This window comes from Marinobacterium maritimum (genome assembly GCF_039523155.1).
GTDB classification, from domain to species: Bacteria; Pseudomonadota; Gammaproteobacteria; order Pseudomonadales; family Balneatricaceae; genus Marinobacterium; species Marinobacterium maritimum.
In genome coordinates this window covers 80,086-97,568 of the sequence record NZ_BAAAET010000001.1, presented here as the reverse complement: position 1 = coordinate 97,568, position 17,483 = coordinate 80,086, and the positions used below count along the sequence as shown (strand labels likewise).

Annotated in this window: 16 protein-coding genes; 5 read left to right on the top strand and 11 right to left on the bottom strand. The window is 56.5% G+C overall.

Annotation, left to right across the window (positions count from 1 at the left end):
* Positions 1-4: 4 nt before the first annotated feature.
* From ABD013_RS00435 to ABD013_RS00415, 5 genes are all read right to left on the bottom strand, one after another.
* The gene (locus ABD013_RS00435) at positions 5-754 is read right to left on the bottom strand and encodes an electron transfer flavoprotein subunit beta/FixA family protein (RefSeq protein ID WP_343800595.1); all 750 of its coding nucleotides are present in this window, start codon (positions 752-754) and stop codon (positions 5-7) included.
* A 15-nt stretch (positions 755-769) separates the two neighbouring features.
* On the bottom strand, positions 770-1,867 hold the full coding sequence (locus tag ABD013_RS00430; RefSeq protein WP_343800592.1) for an alkene reductase: 1,098 nt from the start codon (positions 1,865-1,867) through the stop codon (positions 770-772).
* A 10-nt stretch (positions 1,868-1,877) separates the two neighbouring features.
* On the bottom strand, positions 1,878-2,648 hold the full coding sequence (locus tag ABD013_RS00425) for an SDR family NAD(P)-dependent oxidoreductase (protein ID WP_343800589.1): 771 nt from the start codon (positions 2,646-2,648) through the stop codon (positions 1,878-1,880).
* Positions 2,649-2,853: 205 nt separating this feature from the next.
* Entirely contained in the window at positions 2,854-3,894 is a 1,041-nt protein-coding gene (locus tag ABD013_RS00420) for a 2Fe-2S iron-sulfur cluster-binding protein (protein WP_343800587.1), read from the bottom strand.
* A gap of 27 nt (positions 3,895-3,921) precedes the next feature.
* Positions 3,922-5,148: an acyl-CoA dehydrogenase family protein gene (locus tag ABD013_RS00415; protein WP_343800585.1), complete on the bottom strand. Its 1,227-nt coding sequence runs from the start codon at positions 5,146-5,148 to the stop codon at positions 3,922-3,924.
* 262 nt (positions 5,149-5,410) lie between these two features.
* Between ABD013_RS00415 and ABD013_RS00410 the strand changes: the two genes are divergently transcribed.
* Both ABD013_RS00410 and ABD013_RS00405 read left to right on the top strand, forming a co-directional pair.
* On the top strand, positions 5,411-6,391 hold the full coding sequence (locus ABD013_RS00410; protein WP_343800582.1) for a WD40/YVTN/BNR-like repeat-containing protein: 981 nt from the start codon (positions 5,411-5,413) through the stop codon (positions 6,389-6,391).
* 2 nt (positions 6,392-6,393) lie between these two features.
* Positions 6,394-8,838, top strand: a complete 2,445-nt coding sequence (locus ABD013_RS00405) for an efflux RND transporter permease subunit (protein WP_343800579.1) — start codon at positions 6,394-6,396, stop codon at positions 8,836-8,838.
* 36 nt (positions 8,839-8,874) lie between these two features.
* Here the strand turns inward: ABD013_RS00405 and ABD013_RS00400 are convergent, their stop codons facing one another.
* Entirely contained in the window at positions 8,875-9,741 is an 867-nt protein-coding gene (locus tag ABD013_RS00400; RefSeq protein WP_343800576.1) for a LysR family transcriptional regulator, read from the bottom strand.
* Between the two features lie 92 nt (positions 9,742-9,833).
* On the opposite strand from ABD013_RS00400, the gene ABD013_RS00395 reads away from it, so the two are divergent.
* Both ABD013_RS00395 and ABD013_RS00390 read left to right on the top strand, forming a co-directional pair.
* The gene (locus ABD013_RS00395; protein WP_343800573.1) at positions 9,834-10,334 is read left to right on the top strand and encodes a lactoylglutathione lyase family protein; all 501 of its coding nucleotides are present in this window, start codon (positions 9,834-9,836) and stop codon (positions 10,332-10,334) included.
* Positions 10,335-10,751: 417 nt separating this feature from the next.
* Positions 10,752-12,686, top strand: a complete 1,935-nt coding sequence (locus ABD013_RS00390; RefSeq protein ID WP_343800570.1) for an FAD-dependent monooxygenase — start codon at positions 10,752-10,754, stop codon at positions 12,684-12,686.
* 224 nt (positions 12,687-12,910) lie between these two features.
* Here ABD013_RS00390 and ABD013_RS00385 read toward each other — a convergent pair whose 3' ends face one another.
* Positions 12,911-13,792 (bottom strand): alpha/beta hydrolase, encoded by an 882-nt coding sequence (locus ABD013_RS00385; RefSeq protein ID WP_343800567.1) that lies wholly within the window; start codon positions 13,790-13,792, stop codon positions 12,911-12,913.
* A 288-nt stretch (positions 13,793-14,080) separates the two neighbouring features.
* Here ABD013_RS00385 and ABD013_RS00380 point away from each other — a divergent pair, with 288 nt between their 5' ends.
* Positions 14,081-14,410 (top strand): cupin domain-containing protein, encoded by a 330-nt coding sequence (locus tag ABD013_RS00380; RefSeq protein WP_343800563.1) that lies wholly within the window; start codon positions 14,081-14,083, stop codon positions 14,408-14,410.
* 193 nt (positions 14,411-14,603) lie between these two features.
* Here ABD013_RS00380 and ABD013_RS00375 read toward each other — a convergent pair whose 3' ends face one another.
* The 4 genes from ABD013_RS00375 to ABD013_RS00360 all read right to left on the bottom strand — a co-directional run bounded on the left by ABD013_RS00375 (position 14,604) and on the right by ABD013_RS00360 (position 17,049).
* On the bottom strand, positions 14,604-14,948 hold the full coding sequence (locus ABD013_RS00375) for a DoxX family protein (RefSeq protein ID WP_343800560.1): 345 nt from the start codon (positions 14,946-14,948) through the stop codon (positions 14,604-14,606).
* 347 nt (positions 14,949-15,295) lie between these two features.
* A complete protein-coding gene (locus ABD013_RS00370) occupies positions 15,296-15,691 on the bottom strand; it encodes a GNAT family N-acetyltransferase (RefSeq protein ID WP_343800557.1) in 396 nt (131 codons plus the stop codon).
* A 394-nt stretch (positions 15,692-16,085) separates the two neighbouring features.
* Positions 16,086-16,535: a hypothetical protein gene (locus ABD013_RS00365; protein ID WP_343800555.1), complete on the bottom strand. Its 450-nt coding sequence runs from the start codon at positions 16,533-16,535 to the stop codon at positions 16,086-16,088.
* Between the two features lie 97 nt (positions 16,536-16,632).
* Positions 16,633-17,049, bottom strand: a complete 417-nt coding sequence (locus tag ABD013_RS00360; RefSeq protein ID WP_343800552.1) for a hypothetical protein — start codon at positions 17,047-17,049, stop codon at positions 16,633-16,635.
* Positions 17,050-17,483: the final 434 nt, after the last annotated feature.

The following is a 17,483-nucleotide window of genomic DNA, read 5'->3' as shown; positions in this document are numbered from 1 at the left end:
ACCTTCAGATCACACGGGCTTCCTGGCGCAGCTTTTCGATCAGCTCGGCCACATTCTCAACCTTGATACCGCCCTGGCGTGCCGCCGGCGGCGCGTAGTTGACCGCCTTCAGGCGCGGCGCCACGTCGAGCCCCAGCTCGGCGACCGGCTTGGAATCGAGAGGCTTCTTCTTCGCCTTCATGATGTTGGGCAGGGAGGCATAACGCGGCTCGTTGAGACGCAGGTCGCTGGTGACCACCGCCGGCAGATTCAGCTGCAGGGTCTCCAGACCACCGTCGATCTCGCGGGTGACCTTGATCGCATCGCCTTCAGGCAGGACTTCAGAGGCAAAGGTACCCTGCGGCCAGCCCAGCAGCGCCGCCAGCATCTGGCCGGTCTGGTTTGAATCGTCGTCGATCGCCTGCTTGCCGCAGATCACCAGCTGCGGCTGTTCATCCGCCACTACCTGCTTAAGGCACTTGGCTACTGCCAGCGGCTCCAGCTCGGCATCGCTTTCCAGATGGATGGCACGATCAGCTCCCACTGCCAGCGCAGTGCGCAGCACCTCCTGGCTGGCCTTGGGGCCGATGCTTACCACCACTACTTCTGTTGCGGTACCGGCTTCCTTCAGACGTACTGCCTCTTCCACGGCAATCTCGTCGAACGGGTTGATTGCCATCTTGACGTTGTTAAGGTCCACACCACTGCCATCGGACTTCACTCGTACCTTGACGTTGTAGTCGATGACGCGTTTGACCGGTACTAATACTTTCATTGCGTTTTCCTCAGCTTACTCTGCTGCAACGGGGTAGTCGGTGTAACCTTCCGGCCCCGGGGTATAGATGGTTTTACGATCGAAGCGGGCCAGCGCCAGCCCTTTGCGGATACGGGTAACCAGATCCGGGTTGGCGATGAAGTGACGGGCAAAGGAAACCGCTTCACCCTGGCCTTCACGCAGCGCTTCGGCCGCGGATTCCGGCTCGAAACTGTCGTTCAGGATCAGGCAGCCGTTGAAGTGTTCGCGCGCCAGGGCAAAGGCATCGATCTCAGCCACAGGCGCACGCATGATGTGCACGAAGGCCACACCAATTCGTGCGGCTGCCTGCAGCAGACCCGCATGGCTGGCGGCGCTGTCTTCATCGGAGGTGTCGTTGTAGGTATTGCCCGGGTTGATGCGGAAGCCGACCCGATCTGCACCGATGGCATCGCTCATCGCCTGCAGACACTCGGCCGCAAAGCGCACCCGGTTCTCCAGGCTGCCGCCGTAACGATCACTGCGCTGGTTGGTCCCCGAGCATAGGAACTGCATTGGCAGGTAGCCGCTGGTGCAGTGCAGTTCGACACCATCGAAGCCCGCTTCGCGCGCATTGATCGCCGCCTGACGGTGCTCCTCAACCACCGCCTCGACCTCTTCGGTGGTCAGCGCGCGCGGCATGTCATAGGGCTGCATACCGGCGGCGTCGGTAAACACCTCGCCCTGCGCCTGAATGGCGGACGGCGCGACAGTCTCAACACCTTCCGGTTTGATCCTGTGACTGCCAATCCGCCCCGAATGCATGATCTGCAGAACGATCTTGCCGCCCCTCTCATGCACCGCATCGGTCACCTTGCGCCAGGCCGCAATCTGCTCGGCGGTCTGAATGCCCGGCTGGCGGCAGTAGGCCTGACCGGTGACGCTGGGCCAGGTGCCTTCGGCCACGATCAGCCCCGCCTCGGCACGCGCGGCGTAGTGTTCGACCATCAGATCGTTGGGCGTGCCGTCAGCGTCGGCGCGATTGCGGGTCATCGGCGCCATGACGATGCGATTGGCCAGCTCGATGGCACCGATACGAACCGGCGAGAACAGAGGCTCCGCTCCCACCAGGGTTTCCTGTTTGGCTGTTTGCATACGCCTTACCTCAGTCCAGAGCGGTAATCAGCACCGCTGAACGTCCACCGTCGACCGGCAGGGTGGCACCGGTGATATAGGAGGACTGATCGCTGGCCAGGAACAGAATGGCATTGGCCAGCTCTTCCGGCTGACCGACACGGCCCATCGGAATCAGCTTCTCGGTGCTCTTGCGTGAATTCTCATCGGCCAGCATTCCTTCAGTAGCCGGGGTTTCCACCACCGCCGGGATCACCACGTTGACGCGCACGCCATCGGGCGCACCTTCGGCCGCAGCGGCACGGGAGAAGTTGGTAACCGCGGCCTTGGAGGCGGAGTAACCGGACATCCAGGGCGTACCCAGCTCGCCGCAGATGGAGGACAGGTTGATGATGGAACCGCCGTGCGCCTTCATCAGCTTCAGCGCGGTGCGGGTACCCCAGAAGGTGCCATCCACGGAGGTGGTGAAGTTGGCACGCCACTGCTCGGTATCCATCTCTTCGATGCTACCCCAGGTAAACGCCATGGCGTTGTTGACCAGCACATCCAGCTGGCCGTACTCCTGAGCGACCTTTTCAAGCGCACCCACGAAGGCTTCTTCATTGCTGACATCGACCTGCATTGCCGCCGCTTCACCACCGCCGGCATGAATGCGGTTGACCACTTCATCCAGCGGTTCCATGCGGCGACCGCAAATAACCACACGCGCACCTTCCTGCGCAAAACGCTCTGCCGTAGCGGCACCAATGCCACTGCCACCACCGGTAATGAATGCGACCTTGCCCTGTAGACAGCCCTGCATAATGTGTCTCCTGAGTTGTTGTTATCCAGAGAACAGACTCGCTGCCGCGTGCCTGAGGCACCCGACAGACAGGCGGTTACACCTGCGCAGTCAGTATTTTCAGATTAAGAGGGTGGCCGATGGCTGCCATCGTCCAATAAGACTAAATAGAAAGGACCGGCTAAAGCCGGCCCCAAGTTATTGAATTGAATGAGAAGGAATCTGTTCAGGTGTATTTCAGATGCACCCTGGCGGTCTTCGGCACCGCCTGGCAGGTCAGCGTCAGCCCCTTGGACAGGTCACGCTCATCCAGCACATCGTTGTGCAGCAGCTTGACCTCCCCTTCGGTCACCTCGCACATGCAGGAGGCACACATGCCCGCCATGCAGGAGTACGGCAGCTCGATTCCGGCTTTCTCCGCCGCATCAAGGATGGTTTCATTACCGCCGCACTGCAGCTCGTAGTGCTGGCCATCCAGCTCGATACTGACCTGCGCCTCGTCGATCTCGGCAGACTCGGTCAACGCCTCGCGCTGCTCCTGATCCCGCGACTCTTCTGACGGCAGCGAGATGAAGCGTTCCACATGGACGCTCTCGGACGGCAGCTTCAGCTCCTGCAGCGCCGCCTCCGCCGCATCCATGAACGGACCGGGACCACAGATGAACGCCTGCGCCGATTCCATCCCCCGCGCCAGACGGCGCAGCAGACTGACATTCGGCCGTCCCTGCACCGAATCGAGCAGATGAATCACGTCGAATCGATCCGCATACTGCTCGCCCAGCTCCTTGAGCGCCTCGCGGAAGATGATCGATGCCTCATCGCGGTTGGCGTAGATCAGGCGTACCTGACCCCGCCCCCGCAACAGCACCGAACGCAGGATCGAGAATACCGGCGTGATACCGCTGCCCCCGGCGAACAGCAGGAATTCGCCATCCAGTGACTCTGGCACGAAGACACCGGCCGGCTGCATCACCTCGATCGCGTCACCGGGCTGCACGTTGTCACAGATCCAGTTGGAACCACGCCCCTCCACCACACGCTTCACGGTCACCCGAAGCTGAGCATCCACCGTCGGCGCACTCGACATCGAGTAGCAGCGCAGCAGATGCTCGCCCTGCCAGGGCAGGCGCAGGGTCAGGAACTGGCCGGGCCGGTAGCGAAAACGCTCGACCTGATCAGCCGCGAGGGCAAATTGCAGCGAGACGGCATCGGCGGTCTCCTGCACCACCTGCTCAACGCGCAGGCGGTGGTAGCGGGACGTACTCATAGCGAGTCTCCTCAATTCTCCAGGGTGTTAGATGTAGGGGTCAGTGTTGGGCAGACCCAGCATCATGGCACCGCTGGCACGGGCGTAGGCATCCGAGTTGTTGGCAATGTGGCCACGCGCCTGGTGGATATCACGGAAGATCCGCTCAATCGGATTGCTGCGGTACAGACCCGATGCAGCACAGGCCCGCAGCAGCTCGCTGACACGCTCGGCACAGAGCTTGGGTACCAGTGACGCCTGGGCTCTTTGCATTAGACGCTCTTCCACCGGCATCTGTTCACCGGTCTGGGCGCAGTGCACGATGCGGGCGTAGTTGCGGAACAGCACCAGCTTGAGCTGATCGACGGCGATCATCGCTTCGGCTACCGCCAGCTGGGCATTGGGGTCATCGGCAGTCTTGGCACCATGCTTGCCGACATGCGCGGCCGCGCGGCTGCGGAACTCTGCGATCGCACCTTCGGTTGCGCCCAGACAGGCCGAGGAAACGGCACGCTGGAACACCTGGGTGAACGGGATCTTGTAGATCCAGCCCGGATTGACTTCACGACCGGGGCAACCCGCATCGGAATGGTTATTGGTGCGATGGGTACGGTGCTCGGGCACGAAGGCATCTTCCACGACAATATCGTGACTGCCGGTGGCACGCAGGCCATGCACATCCCAGTTCTTTTCAATACGGAAGTCGCTGCGCGGTAGCAGGAAAGTGGTGTGTTCCAGCTCGTCCGGGTTGTCCTTCTTCGGCAGCAGACCACCCAGGAAGATCCATTCGCAATGGTCGACACCGCTGGAGAAGCCCCAGCGACCGGAGAAACGGTAGCCGCCATCGACTTTCTCCGCCTTGCCCACCGGCATATAGGTAGACGCAATCAGGGTACCGTCATTGCCGTTGGCCCAGACATCCTGCTGCGCCTGTTCCGGGAACAGCGGCAGCTGCCAGTTGTGCACACCGATCACGCCGTAGATCCAGGCGGTGGACATGCAGCCCTTCGCCAGTGCCATCTGCACGCGGTAGAACACGCGCGGGTCCTGCTCGTAGCCGCCCCAGCGCTTCGGCTGCAGCACGCGGAACAGACCGGCTTCGGCCATCTCCTTGACAGTTTCACGCGGCACCATGCCCGCCTCATCAGCGGCCTGAGCACGCGCCAGCAGGCGAGGCACCATTTCCTCGGCCGCCTGGACCAGGCGCACCGCATCCGGGGTCATGTAATCTTCTTCCTGTGTCGCTGCAATAAAGTTGTTTGTTAACACGCCCATCGCACGAGTCTCCTCGATTCTTATTTGAATTCAGCGGGCCTGACCGGCTGCCCCGACCATCTCCCTACAGGACGCAGATTCACACAGCGCACAACCCCTCTCATCGTCAATTCGGACTAACAGTGCCGCCACCATCTCTAGCCCGTTTGGACGATGCTGCTGCAGCCACGCTGCGAATAATGGGAAGCGTACTCTTCGAGCTCCAGGCCAGTAGTACAACAACAAAACCTGCCTGAAGGCCTCAAAACAAAGGAGTTTAGCCATGCGCGTAACCCTGGGCATTGCTGTTTCACTGATCGTGGCAGTCGCCGGCATTTTCGCGTTCTCGCACCGGGATACCCCGTCACTGGGTCCCCGCCAGATACCGGTGAACAACATGAACCTGACCAGCATCGTACAAACCGATGCCGGACTGGTGACCGCCGGTGAACTGGGCCATATCCTGATCTCGACCGATCAAGGCAAGAACTGGAAACAGGCCTCTCTCTCCCACCAGCGGCACGCACTGATTACGCGCCTGCACTTCAAGGATGATCGCACCGGTCTGGCCATCGGCCATGAGGGCTGGATTCTGAAAACCACCGACGGTGGCCTTAACTGGCAGGAAGTCGCCTTTAACCCAGGCGGTGAACCCCTGCTCAGCATCAATTTGCTGCCGTCCGGCATTTGGATGGCAATCGGTGCCTTTGGCCAGGCCGTGGTCTCCAGCGACGAGGGCAACAGCTGGTCCCGCATGCCGCCCCCCAATGGCACCGACTGGCATCTGAACAACCTGCTGCCATCCCAGGACCACAACACCTGGCTGATTGTCGGCGAGGCGGGCACCCTGTTCCGCTCCACCGATAGTGGCGAGAGCTGGGAGGCAGTGCCCGAGTTCTACAATGGCTCGCTCTACGGCGGGCTGAACCTGCACGGCGAGACCTGGATCGTCTACGGCATGCGCGGCAACATCTTCCGCAGTGAAGACAACGGCCAGAACTGGGTTTCTGTCGGCGGTGAGCTGCCGGCGTCGATGTTCACCCACCAGATGATGGAGAACGGCGACCTGCTGCTCGGCGGCCAGGGCGGCGTGCTGCTGCTCAGTGAAGACGACGGCCGCAGTTTCCGCTTCCTGCACAAGAGCGGCCGCATGTCGGTCACCGATATCGCCCGGCTCGATTCCGGCCAACTGCTGCTGAGCAGTGACCGCGGCCTGCTGCCATCAGTGTCGCTCGACCAATTGAAACACCCCTCTGGAGCCTGATCATGTCGCATCAACACTCTTCCGCCGTGCAAAAATTTGTTGACGCCTCGGCCCGTTTTCTGATCATCGGACGCAAGCCGCTGGGCTTTCTGTTCCTGCTGATCACGGTCATGCTCGGCTTCTCCGCCCTGCAGACCCGTTTCGACCCCGGCTTCAACAAGCTGATTCCGCTCAAGCATGAATACATGCAGGCGTTCCTGAAGCACTCCGCCGAGTTCACCGGCGCCAACCGCGTCATGGTCAGCCTGGAATGGACCGGTGATGGCGATATCTACAACGCCGAGTTCATGAGCAAACTGCAGCAGGCCACCGATGAGGTGTTCTTCACGCCCGGCATCAACCGCACCACCGTGCGCTCGCTGTTCACCCCGGAAGTGCGCTACATCGAAGTGACCGAATACGGTTTTACCGGCGGCGTGGTGATCCCGTCCCGCTTTACCGCCGATGCCGAGGGCCTGGCTCAGGTACGCTCCAACGTGCAGAAGTCCGGCCAGGTCGGCAACCTGGTGTCCAATGACCTGAAATCCGCCATGGTGCAGGCCGAACTGCTGGAGATCGACCCGGAGACCGGCCTGAAAACCGACTATGCCGCCGTGGCCCGCCATCTGGAAAAGATCCGCGCCCAGATCGGCGATGACAACATCAACATCCATATCATCGGCTTCTCCAAGGTGATGGGTGACGTAATGGACGGCCTGATGACCGTGGTGATCTTCTTTGCCGTGGCCTTTGCCGTCACCTTCCTGCTGTTGTGGCTCTACTCCCGCTCCATGCGTCTGACCCTGCTGGCCATCGTCGTGGCTCTGCTGCCGGTGGTCTGGCTGCTCGGCATCCTGCCGCAGATCGGGTACGGCATCGACCCCATGTCGGTGCTGGTGCCTTTCCTGATCTTCTCCATCGGCGTGTCCCACGCGGTGCAGATGACCAACGCCTGGAAACTGGATGTGCTCTCCGGCATGAGTGCCATCGAAGCGGCCGAAAGCTCCATTCGCAAGCTGGCCATTCCGGGCACCGTGGCCCTGCTGGCCAACGCCCTGGGCTTCATGGTGATCATGGTGATCGACATCCCCATCGTGCACGAACTGGGCGTGACCGCCTGCCTTGGCGTGGCACTGATGATCGTCACCAACAAGATGTTCATGCCGATCATCCTGTCGCACCTGCGACTGGAAAAGATGGCGCTGAAGGATAACGGCAGCAGCGAGCGTCACCCGCTGTGGTGGAAGATCTCGGCGCTGTCGCAGCCGAAGCCGGCCCTGTTCAGCCTCGGCATCATGCTGATCCTGCTGGTCGCGGGCACCTGGCAGTCCCGTTCCCTGCTGACCGGTGATATCGGCACCGGTGCCCCTGAGTTGCGTGCCGACTCGCGCTACAACCAGGACAACGACAAGATCATCAGCGACTACTCCATCGGCATGGATGTGCTCTCGGTCTATGTGGAAACCGACCGCGACTCCGAGGCCTGCCTGGACTGGAATGTGATGAACGCCGTCGACAAGTTCGACTTCCACATGCGCGGCGTACCGGGCGTGCAGTCAGTCAGCACCGTGGCCGGCATGGCCAAGCTCTATGTCTCCGGCAACAACGAAGGCAACCCGTTGTGGCGTACCCTGCAACGTTCGGAAATGGCGCTGCGCTCCGGCAGCCAGGCGGCCAACCCGGAGCTGGGCCTGAACAACGAGCTGTGCAAGACGATCAACATGATGGTGTACCTGGACAACCACCAGAACGACACCCTCAAACACGTGATCGGCGAAATCCAGGGCTTCATCGACAGCGTTAATGTCGAGGGTGTGGAATTCCGCCTGGCCGGTGGTAACGCCGGCGTGGCCGCCGCCACCAACGAAGCGGTGGAAACCGCCGAGGTGCAGATGATCGCCTCCATCTTCGGCGCCATCACCCTGCTCTGCTGGCTCACCTTCCGCTCCTGGCGCGGCGTGCTTTGCGTCATCGTCCCGCTGATGCTGGTGACCATCCTGTGTAACGCCCTGATGGCCCTGCTCGGCATCGGCCTGAAAGTGGCCACCCTGCCGGTGATCGCGCTGGGCGTGGGGGTCGGCGTGGACTACGGCATCTACATCTACGAACAGATGCAGCATTCGCTGAAACGCGGCATCGACCTGCGCACCGCCTTCTACGAAGCGATGCGCCAGCGCGGCACCGCCGCGGTGTTCACCGCCGTGACCATGACCATCGGCGTGGGCACCTGGGCGTTCTCGGCGCTGAAGTTCCAGGCCGACATGGGCATCCTGCTGGCGTTCATGTTCATGGTGAACGTGCTCGGCGCCATCTTCCTGCTGCCCGCCCTGGCCTGCTGGCTCAATGTGCAACCGAGCAAGGTAACCGAGCCAGGTAACCGCTCAACGGATGCACTCCGACCACAAGCTCGGGCAGAAGCCGGCAACAGCAAAGCGACCAAGCCTCAGATGGCTACCAGCGACGCCTGAGCCCAGCAGGTGGCGGCAACAACGTCGCCACCTGTATCACAGCCAACGCTGAACAGCAGCCATCACCGTGTCCATCCGCTTCGGCAAAACCCTGTGTCGCTGAACACAGAGATACAGGGTTTCACTCACCGGCGTAGCAAGGCGGTGCACACTGATCAGCTCTGGCCTGTGAAAGGCCTCGACTGCATAGGCCGGCAAAACGGTAAAACCCAGACCCAGGCTGACCGGTTCAAGAATCAAGCCAATCTGATTTGAAAATCCCCGGCGACTAAACTGATTGCAGTGCTGGAATTGAGGATAATTGGCGCCCAGCAACAGACTGGCGTGATGACTGCCATCCGGGTGGTCAATAAATCCCAGCGCCATAAGGGTGTCCCAAGCGGCATCTTTATCAGCCGGTGTCACCAGCATGAGCGGCTCTTGCCCAACGGGTGTGCAGGACAGATCAGCCGAACAGGATTCTGACGTCATGAAGCCAAGATCAATATTCCCCTTCGCCAGTGCATCCTCTACATCGGCATTGGGCGCAAAGCGATAGTCGATCGTGAGACCGGAATAACTGGCTTGCAAGGACAGCAACTGCGGATAGAGTTTAAGCCCGACACTCCCCGGAGACATCAGACGCACAGGGCCTGCATAGGGCGAGTCCAGGCGCACCTTCTGCTCCAGATTCGACAACGCCAGCAGTATATCCTGCGCCTCGGCGTACAACCTTTCGCCAGCCTCCGACAATGAGAACTGCTTCCCCTGTCTCACCAGCAGCGCTACACCAACCTGCTCCTCCAGCTTGCGTACATGCTGACTTACGCCCGACTGCGTCATATGCAGCTGCTCCGCCGTACGGGTGAAGTGACCGACTTCAACCAGTGTGCAAAAGCTGAGTAGCCAGGTCGTATTTATCATTACATTGAATACTCATTTAGATAACAAATAATAATTTCACGTAATCATATAAGCCCGATAACCTGTTGTCAGCTCACACAAGAGGACAGCTTATGAACACCCCATACCCGAGAAATTTTTCGCACATTGGTATTTCGGTCCCCGACCTTGAACGCGCCGTTCAGTTTTACACCGAGGTCCTGGGTTGGTATCTGATCATGAAACCAACTGATATCGAGGAAGACAGCAGCGCCATTGGGGAAATGTGTACGGACGTATTCGGCGCCGGCTGGGGCAGCTTCCGCATCGCCCACCTGTCAACCGGCGACCGGATTGGCGTTGAGCTTTTCCAGTTCAAGAACCAGACGAACCCGGAGAACAACTTCGAATACTGGAAAACCGGCATATTCCATTTCTGTGTCCAGGATCCAAACGTCGAAGAACTCGCTGAACGCATTGTGGCTGCCGGTGGCAAGCGACGCATGAAAGAGCCGCGTTACTACTACCCGGGCGAAAAGCCCTATCGCATGATTTACATGGAAGATCCCTTTGGCAATATCCTGGAGATCTACAGCCATAGCTATGAACTGATCTACAGCGAAGGCGCCTACTGATTCACGCCAAGTGCCACCAGCGGCGCCTGATCCAAAACAGGCGCCAGCTTCTAGGCTTCAACCCTCAGCACACAGACACCAGTGTAAACTTCTGCCTCGTCCGGGATACGGCTACATAGATCAGGTGGGGGGCATCAACAAAACTCAGAGAATGCTTCGCGTTTTGCCTGATTCCCCAGTCTGGCGACACGATATTCCAGGCCATCCTTTTCCATCCATCGTCTATCCTTTTCAGTAGGTTCCTACAGTACGCCTGCGGGTATCAGAGTGGTGGTATCCGGTTGGATCAGGTGTAAAGGGGTCAGTCATAGGGTCTATACATGATCTTGCATTGGGCAGCGCTCTCTCAAATTCCATCAGGATATTAACTAATAATTATTGCACCAACAGCAGGGCCAGAAGCGAGGAGATCGAGTAATGCAATATCATCTGAATGGGTTCAAACCCGGCAATTACGAGGTTCCCGATGAGGTTAGAGAGCCTTACCCCAATCCACCGATTGTGGACCTGCCTGATGAAGTGGATGTCCTGATCATTGGCACCGGTCCTGCGGGTTTGACGATGGCACGGCAGCTTGCTGAGTTCCCCGACATCAAGACATGCATCGTTGATATGGCACCTGGTCCCTTGCTGTTCGGGCGCGCGGACGGCATTTCCTGCCGCACCATAGAGATCATGGAAGCCTTTAACAGCAGCGAAATGGTGGTGAAAGAGACCTATCAGCTGAAACAAAACACGTTCTGGGAGCCAGACAAGGACAATCCCGAGAATATAAAGCTCACTCACAAAATCCCGGATGCCCGGGCCGGGCTCTCTGAATTTACCCACGGCATCGTTAACCAGGCCCGTCTGCATGAGTTGCTGCTGGACGGTATGGAAAGGTCCGTCACCCACCTTCGCCCTCATTACAGCCGTGAACTCGCTGAGATGACGATTGACGACAGCTTAACCCAGGACCTTGAAGCCTATCCCATTACCGCGACGTTCAAACGAACCGACGATGCGGGGGCCGGCAAAACCGAGATCGTTAAAGCGCGTTACGTCGTAGGCTGCGACGGTGCCCGAAGCAAGGTTCGCAAGAGCATGGAAATCCCCCTGCAAGGCGACTCTGCCAACAAAGCCTGGGGCGTCATGGATATTCTGTTGAACACAGACTTCCCGGATATCCGTGTCAAAAGCTTTATCCAGTCCAAAAATCATGGCGCTGTCATGACGATTCCGCGTGAAGGCGGCTACCTGTGCCGGTTCTACGTAGAGCTGGATCTGCTCGGCAAGGACAAGCGTGCAGCGGATGTGAAGTTGACCGAGAAAGATATCATTGCCAAGGCCCAGAAGATTTTTCACCCCTACACACTGGATGTGAAAGAGGTGGCCTGGTGGTCGATCTATGAGGTTGGCCAACGCATTGCCGAGCGCTTTGATAATCGCCCTGTGGACAGCTCAGAAGACGTCATCCCCCGTGGATTTGTGGCCGGTGATGCCTGCCACACGCACAGCCCCAAAGGGGGCTGGGGCTTAAACACCTCATTGCCCGATACCTTCAACCTTGGTTGGAAGCTGGCAGCCGTGCTTCAGGGCAGAAGCCATCCCAGGTTGCTGAGCACCTACGGCCCAGAGCGACGTAAAGTGGCGCAACAGCTGATTGATGCAGACCGTGAGCTGTCCAGACTGGTTGCCACACGACCGACCGCAGGCGACGACTCCGCACAGGCCAAAGTCGACACGGCCAAGATCGAAGCCTTTATGAAACGGCAAAGCGGTTTTGTCTCCGGGACATCCATCGAGTATTTCCCGTCCTATATCTGCACGGGTCAGGAAAACCAGCATCTGGCCACAGGCTTTCACATTGGGCAACGTTTCCACTCGGCTGAAGCCACGCGCGTCGCTGACGGTAGAGTCCAGCACCTGGGGCATCTGATCAAAGCCGACGGTCGCTGGCGTATCTTCCTGTTTGGCGACACTCAAGACCCGACTGATCCTGCGTCAGCGGCCTATCAGTTCATTGACTTCCTGGCCAACGATGCGTCTTCCCCGGTACAGAAATACACCCCGAAGGGCGCTGACATTGACTCGGTCCTTGATACCTATGCTGTATTCCAGCAACAGGATTTGTCGGTGCATGATCTGCATGACTACCTCTGGCCTGCAAAAGGAAAGTACGGGCTGCGTGACTATGAAAAGGTCTTCCACGCGGAAGAAGGTAATGACATCTATGACCTTCGCGGAATTGACCGCTCTGCGGGCTGCGTCGTGGTTGTAAGGCCCGACCAGCATATCGCCAATATCTTGCCCGTGAGTGCACACGAAGCGCTTACGAAGTTTTTTGAGGTTTTTATGATTGAACAGAAGTAACGACCGCGTCGCGTGTAAAACGCACAGCTAAGCCCGTCGGGTAAAACCTGACGGGCTTTTTATCTATTCTATAAAAGGGGTCTGTCCCCTTTACCCCAGATATGGGCATCCTGCCTGACGTTCATGTTCATGGTGAACGTGCTCGGCGCCATCTTCCTGTTGCCGGCCCTGGCTTGCTGGCTCAATGTTCAGCCAAGCAGGCTTTCAGTCCAAATGGCGGCGCATTATTGTGCCGCCTTTTTTGTCTCCACGACCCGCACAGCATCGTGCTGCTGGAAGAACCCGAGCATATCCTCAAACACCGGCCGTCGATCGCGCAGGAACCAGGTCAGGCTGGCCATGATCCCCACGTGATCCATCCCCTTGTAGGTATGCGTCATCACCTGCCCCGATGTTGCCCGGATCCGCTCACTCAGCCGATCCATATTACGTCGCCACACCACCGAATCGGATTCGCCCCACATCAGCAGCATGGGTGGCTCACCGCCATCGATAAATGTGGTGGTCTGCATCTGTGGATAGCGCTCCGGCGGCCCGAACATATCGATCAGGTCGTCTTCGTCAGGCACAAAATCATAGGGACCGGCCAGCCCGGCAAAGGCCTGAACGATATTCGTCGGCTTGCCCTGTGCCTGCAGATAGCGCTCATCCGCCGCCAGCAGCGAGGCGATATGGGCACCTGAAGAATGACCGGCGATGAACAACCGATCAGGATCACCGCCAAAGCGGTCGATATGATCATGCACCCAGGCCAACGCACGAGCACCATCATGGACAAACTCGGGGAAGCGAACCTGTGGATACTTGCGATGATCCACAATCACCGTGACATACCCCCTGCTGGCAAAAGCCTCGCCGACAAAGGGATACATCGACTTGTCACCATCGGTCCAGCGACCGCCATAAAAGAACACCAGTACCGGCTCATCAGCATCAGCCTCCGCGGGTCGGTAGATATCAAGCCGGTGCAGCTCATCCGGCCCGTAGGCCAGATCGCGCACCACCGGCGTATCGCCGATCTTGGCCGGCAAGTTGGCAAGCCCCAGGCCCAGCTGAGTACACCCGGTGAGCAGCAGTGCTCCAAGCGATAGGGAAAGCGCTTTCATGATCCTCCGGCATCTAAAGTGTGTATACCCGTCTCTACTCTATATGCCGTGGATTGGAGCAGCGCAAGCATGAAATGAGGGGATGAAATAGCGCTATACCCTTGCCCTGCCTATTCTTCAGAAGTTCCATGCACGGCTTTAACGTCGCTAAACACCAAATAATAAGCACCCAAAATACTGGAGGATGCTATGGCCATTCAAATCTCCAAATGCTGTGCCGCTGTTATCGTTGGGTTAACCTGCTCCGCCCCGGTTCTGGCTGCTGATGACACACCTCCTGATAAAGCGATGGGTATCACGGGCGGTGGAGAAGCCGTTGGACTGGTCGACCTTGCCCCACATGAATTGGAGGGTGCCGTTGGCGATTATGACCTGCGCGCGCGTATCGTCGGGATTGCGCCGGGAGGTGCGATACATAATCACCCGCACCACGGACGTCCGGGCATTGTTCGCGTGACCAAGGGGACAGTCATTGAATATCGTGGTGAAACCAGTCGCACGCTGATGGTTGGCGACGCCTGGTACGAGAATGCGGATACCGTTCACTGGTTCCGCAATCCCAGTGATACAGAAGATGCCGAGATCTGGGTGGTCGATCTGGTGCCAAAGGAGAAGTAGCGTCTGAATAGTTATTCTTAACGAAGCGGCTGATTCAAAAGGTGGGCCAGGTTACCGACCTGGTCTACCAGCGTGTAATCACGAAAGATGAAGTGCCACTCTCCTTCTATCCGTGCGGGGGGCGTCTCATCGCCCATCTGGAGTAGATACGCTACCCTGCGGCACTATCGGCAGACTGATTCTGCTGCCGGTATCAAGCGCGGCGTCTGACCAAGGCGAAAATGTCATCGCGTCCGATCCAGCCACGTATTGCTGCCAGCACCAGAATCAGGCTTGCGACAACCATCATGACCCATTCGGCATTGATTACATGCGTAGCAACAGCGCCAATCATCAGTAGCGCCAAACATCCCCCGGCCAGCGCCGACAGACGGTGAATGAGCAGCCCAATTCCGCCACAAACCTCCAGCACGCCTGTTAAATACATGAACCACAACGGGTAACCCCAGCGCTCAAACGCCATGATTTCGAATTCCAGTCCGGCAAGTTTGGCGCTTCCCGAAGCCAGGAAAATGAGGGACAACACTATGCTCAGCACTCGAGTCCTCATCACTTAGCCCTCCATGAATAACCGATCATTTGAAAACGGTCTTGCCTCCAGTATAGAGGCAGGTTTGTCGTTAGCCCGCCGTGGCCCTAATGACGGCTGTCGCATGGCCAGTACTCCATTTGCCACACAGCTGCTTAATGGGCGCCTGGTAGGATCATCACTCCTGGTGTTTCAGCATTTCGAGCTTTCGCCTAAACTATTCAGTGTGGTGCTGGTATTTTTTCCTGGCCATCCTGCACCTCCTCGTCAGGGGTAAACCTGACTATAGAAGGTGTCTACTGCTCGTGGGTAACTTGGGCATGTAAGCACTAATCAGCCGGCGTGTTAGCAGTCGGCTACATTTGCTTGTCATGACCTAGATATTTTTCCATTAAGAAATTAACCAAGGACACCCCCTTTCTCTGTATTTCGTTCTTCTTGACTACAGAAAAACCACGATTCTCAAAGAATGGCTTGGCAATGAGCGAAGCTTCAACATATAGGCGCTTAATATTTCTTCTCCTTGCTTTCGCAAGCAAATGTTCATACAGGGAAGATGCCACACCCGCTCCCTGATAATCAGGATGAGTATAAGTGCAGTCAATGTGACCATCTGCATCCAGTTCAATAAAACCGGCTACACGGGTTCCAATTATTGCTATGAACGGCTTTTTCGTATTCAGTCGCTCCGACCAACGCTCATAGTCAACAGGGGTAGGAGCCCAAGCTTCTTTTTGTTCCGCTGTATACATCGAGGGATCAATTGCATGTACAGATTGATAAAACAGGTCGGCAATCTCCCTGGCCCTTCTTCAGAATATACGACTATATCCATAGTGGTCCTAAAACCCGCCATCACCGGTTTCAAAACCACAGCGAAGCGAAGGATTTGGCATCCGCTGCATGGCCTGGTTATACCATTGATTTTTGATCAACAGGAGGTTTATTTTTCTCATCGTTTTTCCTCAGGATATTGGTAAGCAACCGCTTCACTTCATTGAATTTTAACGAGAATTGTCCAAGATTCTTTGCAGGATAAGCTGAATTATTTATTCCATTTAGGATAATTAGCGATTTATGAGATCAACCCTTTCATTGTAAATATGTTTGTCCCGTTCTTCCATCAATAACGCGGGAGCGATCAATTCAGGCAGCGGGTGGCTTATGCTTTCCTCTGCCATGACGGGTTAGCGCGCTAAATTTTTTCATGCAGGCTATAACAAAAGGCAGTACGCCAACAAAAATCAATGTAGAAACAGTGCCTGCTATGATTACGCTTATTAAATCATCTTCAGAAAACTGGTTTGTAATGGCAAAATCAATATATAAATAATAGATTGTCAGAGGTATTACAACTGCCGCACCAGCAGTTGCTAAAGCCATACCACTCTTATGATTTAGCCTGACAATGATCATTGCTGGAACGATAGCGGTGACAATCTCGACGACAATGGAAGAAAGCAGGTGAAATAACCAAGGGTGGTCGCGAAAAAACCCTTCATTCGATATTGAAACCTCAGTTCCAACATAACCGATTAGTCCCATACCAACAAAACAATAGACTAATCCAAGTATAAACGTTATAGAAGCTAGCATCTTTCAATGTTCCTTTAATTATTTTAATCCGTGAATTTCGGGGGCAGATCCTGCTGTTAGGCCGTGGCTGGCTTTGTTAAAATTATAGGGCGCAGTCTTAGCACTTGAAGAAAAAATTCACAAATGCCAAGGCGAACCCGCCTATCCACACAAGTAACATCCCAGCAAATCCAATGATGATAACGATAGAGCGTGAGAACCAACGTATGCCGCGCGAACGTCTGATGATGTAAGTGAAAAGTAAACCGCCAACGATGATGCCTACCGCGACAACAAGCCAACCAATCGCATCAACGAGTGGATCCTTCTGGCCAAACTCACGTGGGCACTGACTGGTCGCGTGTGCAGATGAGGAGCAAATCAGCAGTGGTGCAAGGAGCCCTGCCCCTTTTGAGCGAATCCAAGAAATTCCCATGCGCCTTAACATTGTATGAACTGTTTTGTATTTGTTGATTATAGAATTCACACCGATCCTAATCCTCCACTTTTTCACTAATTCATCTCTGAAGTTCATAGGGCAGTTAACACCGGGTAACCTGCATTGCGTACGGAGCGACTTTTGGGGGTAAAGTGGCGCTGCCACCCAAGAAGTCGCATAGCATGCAAAGTCAGCGTTGAAGACTAGTCATGAGTTTAATTTTTACCCATAAACCTTGATTCCATTTTTTGTTACTACCATTTCGAATTTTGAAATACTAGAAAAATAGTTAATAATGGTGTCTTGCTCGTTTGTAATTAATTCTACCCATACGATATCATCGTAAGCGATATAGTAGAACTGACCATCGACTAAGTCCTTCTGTGCAACGTCCTTCGAATTTGGTACGCCATCTTCATGTATCATTCATCCTTCCAAGTTAACATCCAGTTTGAGCCCTTTAAAAAATGCTCAATTGGGTCTATTGACGAGAATAAATTTATCCACTTTGTATTCGACATATAAGAGAC